The organism is Inquilinus limosus MP06, assembly GCF_000767795.1.
Classification (GTDB): Bacteria; Pseudomonadota; Alphaproteobacteria; order DSM-16000; family Inquilinaceae; genus Inquilinus; species Inquilinus limosus_E.
In genome coordinates, this window is the sequence record NZ_JANX01000869.1 from 1 (window position 1) to 1,801 (window position 1,801).

Sequence of the window (1,801 nt, forward strand, 5' to 3'; positions counted from 1 at the left end):
CAGCCCGCCCCGCGCCAGCGTCGCCCCGGCCCCGGCGATCGAGGCGCCGAACAGGCTGCGCTCCCACTGCGCCAGGGCGGCGGCAGAGCCTTCGCCCCAGGCGGCGAGCTGCAGGATCGCGGCTGGGCGCCAGGGGCGGAAGGTCAGGCCGTCGGCATCCAGGGTCGACAGCGCCGCAATGGGATTCTCCAGGGGCTCAGCCACGGACGCGCTCTCCCTTCGGGTCGTACATGCAGGGCTCGACCACCCGCACCTTGATATGGCTGCCGCGCAGCGGATCGGTGGCGAAGATGGTGCCGCCGGTCCGCTCCCGGGCGCGGGCCAGCAGGCCCAGCGCGATCGGCAGCCCCGTCACCGGGCTGGTGCCGCTGGAGGTGACATGGCCCTGGGTCGGCTCGTTCGGGCGGTACATGCCGCCCTCGACCAGATGGGCCCCGGAAACCAGCGGCGCGCCATCCTCCGACACCAGCCCGACCAGCCGCGGCCGGTCCGGGTCGGCCATGCCCTCGCGCAGCGACATCGGCTTGCCGATGTAGTTGCCCTCGCGCTTGGCGAAGCGCTCATGCGCCAGGTCGGCCAGGGTGGTCTGGCCGTTGATCTCGGCGCCGGTCAGGAAGCCCTTCTCGATCCGCAGCAGCTCCAGCGCCTCCAGCCCGAAGCGCCGCAGTCCCGCCGGCTCGCCGGCCGCGATCAGGCGCCGCCACAGCTCCGGCGCATGCTGGGATTCGACATGCAGCTCATAGCCCAGCTCACCGGTGAAGCTGACGCGCAGGATGCGCAGCGGCAGGTCGCCCAGCGTGACGTCGCGGACCGCCATGAAGGGCAGGGCGTCGTTCGAGACGTCGGCGGCGTCGCCGACCAGCCGGGCCAGGACCGTGCGGGCCTCGGGGCCGGTCAGGGCCAGCGCCGCGCGGGCCTCGGTCACCTCCGTCACCGCCACCCGAAGATCGGGCCAGTCGACCTCGGTCAGCCGCTCCATCATCCTCACCACGTCATGCGCCTTGGCGCTGGTGGTGGTGACGTAGAAGCGGTCCTCGGCCAGCCGGGTGACGGTGCCGTCATCCATCACGATGCCGTCGTCGCGCAGCATGATGCCGTAGCGCGAGCGGCCGACCGGCAGCGTCTCGATCCGGTTGACGTAGAGCCGTTCGAGGAACGCCGCGGCGTCGGGGCCGGAGACGTCGACCTTGCCCAGGGTCGAGACGTCGAACACGCCGACATGGGACCGGACGTATCGGGCCTCGCGCAGCGAGGCCCGGCCCAGCGTCTCCCCCGGCCGCGGGTAGTAAAGCGGCCGCAGCCAGCCGCCGGAGCGGACGAAGACGGCGCCGTCGGCCCGGTGGAATGCGTCGAACGGCGTCCGCCGGCTCGGGACGGCGTGCCAGCCGACCGACCGGCCGGCGATGACGCCGAAGGCGACCGGGGTGTAGGGCGGGCGGAAGGTCGGCGCCGCCAAGTCGCCCGGCCGCAGCCCGCGGGCATCTGTCAGCACGCCCAGCGCCGGGCCGTTCGACGTCTTGCCCTGGTCCGTCGCCATGCCCTGGGTGGTGTAGCGCTTCATGTGCTCGGGCGAGGTGTAACCCTCGCGCGCGGCCAGGCGCACATCGGCGGCGGTGACGTCGTTCTGGAAGTCGACGAAGGCCTTGCCGGCGACCTGCAGGTCGGTGACCTGTGGAGCGGTCGCCGGTGCGGGGGCAGGTCGATCCAATCGAGTCCCCCCTCCCCCTGCGAGAGGGGGGTAGGGGAGGGGGTTCCGGAAGCCTGGCTCAGGCCGGCGGATCCTGCGTCGGCGGCACCAACC

At 73.0% G+C, this 1,801-nt stretch carries 2 protein-coding genes; both read right to left on the minus strand.

The genetic code is table 11. From position 1 onward, the window contains the following. A partial coding sequence (locus P409_RS33405; protein WP_034848828.1) for a hypothetical protein occupies positions 1-204 on the minus strand: 204 nt, incomplete at its 3' end. Continuing rightward, positions 197-1,708 carry a glycine cleavage T C-terminal barrel domain-containing protein gene (locus P409_RS33410; protein ID WP_052121689.1) on the minus strand — a complete coding sequence of 504 codons (1,512 nt, stop codon included), beginning with the start codon at positions 1,706-1,708 and terminating at the stop codon, positions 197-199. The genes P409_RS33405 and P409_RS33410, both read right to left, overlap by 8 nt. Positions 1,709-1,801 lie beyond the last annotated feature (93 nt).